Source organism: Anabaena catenula FACHB-362, from assembly GCF_014698735.1.
Lineage (GTDB): Bacteria > Cyanobacteriota > Cyanobacteriia > Cyanobacteriales > Nostocaceae > Anabaena > Anabaena variabilis_A.
In genome coordinates this window covers 1-5175 of record NZ_JACJTQ010000095.1, presented here as the reverse complement: position 1 = coordinate 5175, position 5175 = coordinate 1, and the positions used below count along the sequence as shown (strand labels likewise).

5 protein-coding genes are annotated in these 5175 nt (G+C 39.9%); 2 read left to right on the top strand and 3 right to left on the bottom strand.

What is annotated here, in order from left to right; genetic code table 11:
* On the bottom strand, positions 1-597 hold the full coding sequence (locus H6G68_RS26510; protein ID WP_190909310.1) for a 2-oxoglutarate and iron-dependent oxygenase domain-containing protein: 597 nt from the start codon (positions 595-597) through the stop codon (positions 1-3).
* Positions 598-829: 232 nt separating this feature from the next.
* Here H6G68_RS26510 and H6G68_RS26505 point away from each other — a divergent pair, with 232 nt between their 5' ends.
* Positions 830-1885 carry an Mrp/NBP35 family ATP-binding protein gene (locus H6G68_RS26505; RefSeq protein WP_190909309.1) on the top strand — a complete coding sequence of 352 codons (1056 nt, stop codon included), beginning with the start codon at positions 830-832 and terminating at the stop codon, positions 1883-1885.
* Positions 1886-1964: 79 nt separating this feature from the next.
* Positions 1965-2504: a type IV pilin-like G/H family protein gene (locus tag H6G68_RS26500; protein WP_190909308.1), complete on the top strand. Its 540-nt coding sequence runs from the start codon at positions 1965-1967 to the stop codon at positions 2502-2504.
* Positions 2505-2557: 53 nt separating this feature from the next.
* Here H6G68_RS26500 and H6G68_RS26495 read toward each other — a convergent pair whose 3' ends face one another.
* Entirely contained in the window at positions 2558-3817 is a 1260-nt protein-coding gene (locus H6G68_RS26495; RefSeq protein ID WP_190909307.1) for an FAD-dependent hydroxylase, read from the bottom strand.
* A 266-nt stretch (positions 3818-4083) separates the two neighbouring features.
* Entirely contained in the window at positions 4084-4839 is a 756-nt protein-coding gene (locus H6G68_RS26490) for a YebC/PmpR family DNA-binding transcriptional regulator (RefSeq protein WP_190909306.1), read from the bottom strand.
* Positions 4840-5175 lie beyond the last annotated feature (336 nt).

Here is a 5175-nt window from a genome sequence, read left to right as displayed (position 1 = left end):
TCAGATTGACCGTGTTAGCCTGTGGACTAGATCGTGCCGACACGAATAGGATGAAGCAGGAAGAAAAAGCTGGTAATTGTTAGCATTTGTTAGCTTTTTTGTATCGGAAATTCCCTCCATGAGATGATGTCCCAGTTGCGTCATAGCGTTCATATACTCCAACACCGTCTCACGGAACAGGGGAATATTAGATGGGAATAAGTTTGCACCATGCATTGGTGTACCAGCTTTTACTAGTGGGTGATCTGCTTTCAATTCAGTACCAAAATAAATACCTTCTTTGAGGTCAGGTTTACCAGATGTCAGTTCACCCCCAATGGGAAAATATCCCCGCCATGCTTTACCACCCAAAGCCATGTGTATTTCCATTTTATTTTCTAAATCTTGAGCGAAAAACTCTCGGCTTATTTGCTCTAAACGTTGCTGTAAATCTTCGTCTACGCCATGTCCAGTAATATAGAAAAACCCACAGTCTCGGCACACTTGACCAATTTCAGTAGCTACAGCAGAGCGATCGCTTATTCTAGAAACCAAAGCACTAATATCAATCACAGGAACCTGTGAAAAGTTCTTTTCCACGACTTGCGAGTTTGTCATAGTCAATTTCTCCTTGTTGTACATAAGTAGGTAAGCACAATGAAACCAAACTGTGTAAAGAAAAGTAAACAAGGCTAAAACCCTTTCTCCCCCTGCTAGAAAGCTCCCTGCCCCCTGCCTTATCCCAACGACAATTTTTAACGCCAACCTACTTAGTTTTGAGAACACCCAAAAAATGTAGTACACACCCACCCATACAAAATTTGAACCAGAATATTTTTGTATATTATCAATGTCTAACCATCAATCTCCCTTCCAACAACCACCGGAGGAAATACAAATAACTCCTCCAGACCCCCGTCAACCAGAAGTTATCCAACTCCTCAAACAAGTCATCGAACCCACCCTAAAAAATGACATCGTTAGCTTGGGAATGGTGCGAAACTTGCGAATAGTTGATAACTACATTTACCTGCGTCTTTACATCGGTTCTCAACAACACCACTTACAAGCAGAAATTCAAACCGCTTTATCATCACTGACTTGGTGCAAAAAAACTTACATTCAAATTTGTACTATTCCTGGAGTCAAAACCACCTTAGCTATCTCCAGTGGTAAAGGAGGTGTAGGAAAATCCACAACCGCAGTTAATCTAGCAGCAGCTTTGAAATTAACAGGAGCCAAAGTTGGGTTATTAGATGCCGATGTTTATGGCCCCAACGTTCCTCAAATGCTCGGTTTAGGAAAATCTGAAGTTACAGTTATTGATACTGCTAACGGTCAAAAATTTTTACCATTGGAAGCGCATGGTATCAAAGTCATATCTGTGGGACTTTTGGCAGAACCGGATCATCCCCTAGCATGGCGTGGCCCTGTTTTACACAAGATTATCACTCAATTTATACATGAAGTTGAGTGGGGAGAACTGGACTATCTGTTGATAGACTTGCCTCCTGGTACTGGAGATGCTCAAATTACTATTGTGCAAGAAAGCCCGATTTGTGGGGTGATATTGGTAACAACTCCTCAAGAAGTGGCAGTTTCTGATGTGCGTCGCAGTATCTATATGTTCCGCCAAGTGGGAGTTCCTGTTCTTGGCATTATTGAGAATATGAGCTATTTTATCGGCGTAAATAACGAAAAAACTTCAGTTTTCGGTAGTGGTGGCGGTGAAAAATTGTCAACAGAACTGCAAGCACCGCTTTTAGGAAAAATTCCCCTTGACCCCCGCATCTGTCATGGTGGTGATACTGGGTTTCCCCTGACTCTAGCTGATTTTAGTTCAATTACAAGTCAGGTATTTGTGCAAATCGCTGGGGCTTTGTCAGCTACTTTTCTTGCTTTGTAATCTACGAGAGGCAATTGCACAATTTTGATAAATTGTATCAATTCTGTTGAAAAAATGGATTTAGGTTATTTAATAATCTATGGATCAAAAATCATTACTTTCTAAAAAATATCTTTTACCCATTATTGTTATTACTTTGATTCTTGGATGCGGATGGCTAGGTTCAGAATTATTAGTGCGTTCAATTATGAAAGTAAAAAAAATAGAACCCAAGGATTTAATTAATATTATAAATAGATACCAAAGATACTACTATATGCAAAACAATAAGTTTGAGTCTAATTTATCTGTAGTCCTATCAGAATTGGGAATTAATTCACATTATGATAAATACCGACACACACATCCAGATCAATATATTTATGGAGTGAAAGCAATAGACGCTAATCAAGCTATAGCAATAGCTACACCGAAAATAACTGGACTCAAAAGCTATATAGGAATTGTATTTGTTAGCAAAACAGCAGAACTCAAAACTATAGGTATAGTTTGTGAAAGTAATCAACCATCAACAATACCACCGGAAAGTCCTAAATTGGTTGGAGGTAAAATTATTTGCGGTTTAGACTCAACTGAGGTTGCTAAATCCCTATACTATAATGAAAATCAACCCGATTGATATGAAAACCGGGTTGAAATAATTCGTAATTCGTAAACTTGCATTAGCAATATTTACTGTTTCCCTAATTCTGGAGTTTTCCCCTTTAACCCAATCATCAATTTGAGCGCAAATACTTTTAACATTGGTACTCGCTGCATAAACCATAAACCTAAACGTCGTATTATTACCAGGGGGAAGAAGTTATTAGAAAATACTCGATCTAACAAATCGGTAAAACCTAAAATTGCCAGATTTTCTTTTTTTCTCCAGCGTTCATATTTTTTGAGAATTTGGATATTACCAATATCTTCCCCAGCTTGGTGCGCTGTTTGGATGACTTCTGCTAAAGCTGCTGCGTCACGAATACCTAAATTTAAACCTTGTCCACCGACAGGGTGACAGTTGTGTGCTGCGTCACCGACTAAAGCCAGACGGGGGAGAACATAGCGATCGCTCTGCATCAACTGTACCTGAAAAATAAAGCGATCGCCTAATAATTCCAATTTACCCATCTGATCACCATAGCGTTTGGTGAGTTCAGCCAAAAATTCCTCATCATTTAAAGCACACAAAGCCTTGGCTTCTTCATGAGGTGCAGTCCACACAATTCGGCAACGGTTCCCCGGTAAGGGTAAAATTGCAAAGGGGCCACTAGTCCAAAACTTTTCGTAAGCTGTATAGTTATGGCATTTTTCCGGCTTGACAAAAGCCACAATACATGATTGCCAGTATTTCCAGCCTTTAGTTTTAATTCCCGCAGCTTGGCGAATCGGCGACTTTGAACCATCTGCTGCCACTAGTAATTTACTGCGGATTGTCCGATTTTCACCATCAACTTTGATATTAACAGTAACTATATCTTTGTCATTTCGCGTATTTACCACTTCGGCTGGACAGAGATAAGTTACATTCGGACAAATCTGTACAAATTCCTGTAAAGGTTGTAACAGTGCATAATGTTCAGCCACATAACCTAATTCTGAAGTCCCTAAATCAGAAGTTTGGAATTTCACCACATCGGCATAGTCAGCATCAGATAGCCGCACTTTGTTATATTTAGCCACATTAGGCATAATTTTGTCCCAAATACCAATTCCTTGGAAGATTCGGGCTGAAAGCATATGTACGGCGTAAGCTTGGCCTTTAGCGACTGCGGCTGATGTCACCTTAGCTTCAATTAGTAGCACACTCAAGCCAGAGTCTTTTAAAGCAGCAGCCAGGGTTAAGCCAACAATCCCACCACCGACAATTACCAAATCATAATCATATTCCCTTTGGTTTGTGGGTGTGTGGGGAGGAGGAAGGGTTTGAGTAAGCTGAGTCGGGGACATTGTTAAGAGAGATTACGGCGTTTTACCTATTATTTTCACGCAAGTCCCCTCAGAGAGCAAGTTGACAAAGGGAAAAACATGAAAATAATTCGTAATTTGTAATTAACTCGGATTTTATCTGTTTCCCATTAATACCAAATAAATATGAAGCTGCATAGAATAAAATATCAAGAATAATTGACCGCAGATAAACACAGATAAAGATAAATGAATCAATGGATTTCAGGATTCTGTGCAGCCTCACATAAAATTGGTATAAGAGTTTCCTAAACCATAGTAGCCATGAGATTATCCGCCATGTCAAAATTGGCTGTCACATTTTGTACATCATCTAATCCTTCTAGGGTATCAATCAATTTGAAGAGCGATCGCGCCTGTTCAGAATCTGTAACTTCCACCTGATTACCAGGAATCCAGCGCAATTCAACATCTGCGACTTTAAAGCCTTTTGCTTTGAGTGTTTGACTGAGAGTTTCTAAATTTGCTACCTCAGTAAATACTTCAGCGGTTTCATCTTCCGTCATTTCATAGGACTCAGCATTACCTTCTAAAGAAGCTTCTAAAAGCTGTTCTTCATCTAAAACCCCCGACACCACACAAACGCCTTTTTGGGTAAACATCCAAGCCACACAACCTGTTTCCCCCAAATTTCCACCATTTTTACTAAAAGCTACCCGCAAATCAGCTGCTGTGCGATTGCGGTTATCTGTGAGGGCTTCAATTAAAATTGCTACACCACCAGCGCCATAACCTTCATAGCGAATTTCTTCTAAACTGGAGTTGTCGCCCCCAAAAGTACCTGCACCTTTAGCAATCGCTCTTTCAATATTATCATTAGGAATCCCCGCTGCCTTCGCCTTGTCAATTGCTGTCCGCAGTTGAAAATTACCAGCAGGATCTGGTACACCATTTCTAGCAGCAACAATTATCGCCCGTGACAGTTGAGTGAAGATATTTCCTCTTTTGGCATCTACTACAGCCTTCTGACGCTTAATATTTGCCCATTTACTATGTCCTGCCATAATCTGAAATTAATTATTAACTCTCTATTCAACGATAGGATATACCTAGCTTTTGCTCAGATGCAAAGAATTAGGGGGTAAGGTGTGGGGGAAAAAAGGGAAAACATCAATCAGGGCAGATATTACAGCAGTTTTCGGCGTTTAATTGTTAATTTTTAATTGTTTAAGATGGTGAAATTGGGTAAATTTGTCAATCATCTCCATCAACGTCATAGGCAACAGTTTTTTGCCGATACAAAAAAGCTAACAAATGCTAACAATTACCAGCTTTTTCTTCCTGCTTCATCCTATTCGTGTCGGCACGATCTAGTCCACAGGCTAACACGGTCAATCTGA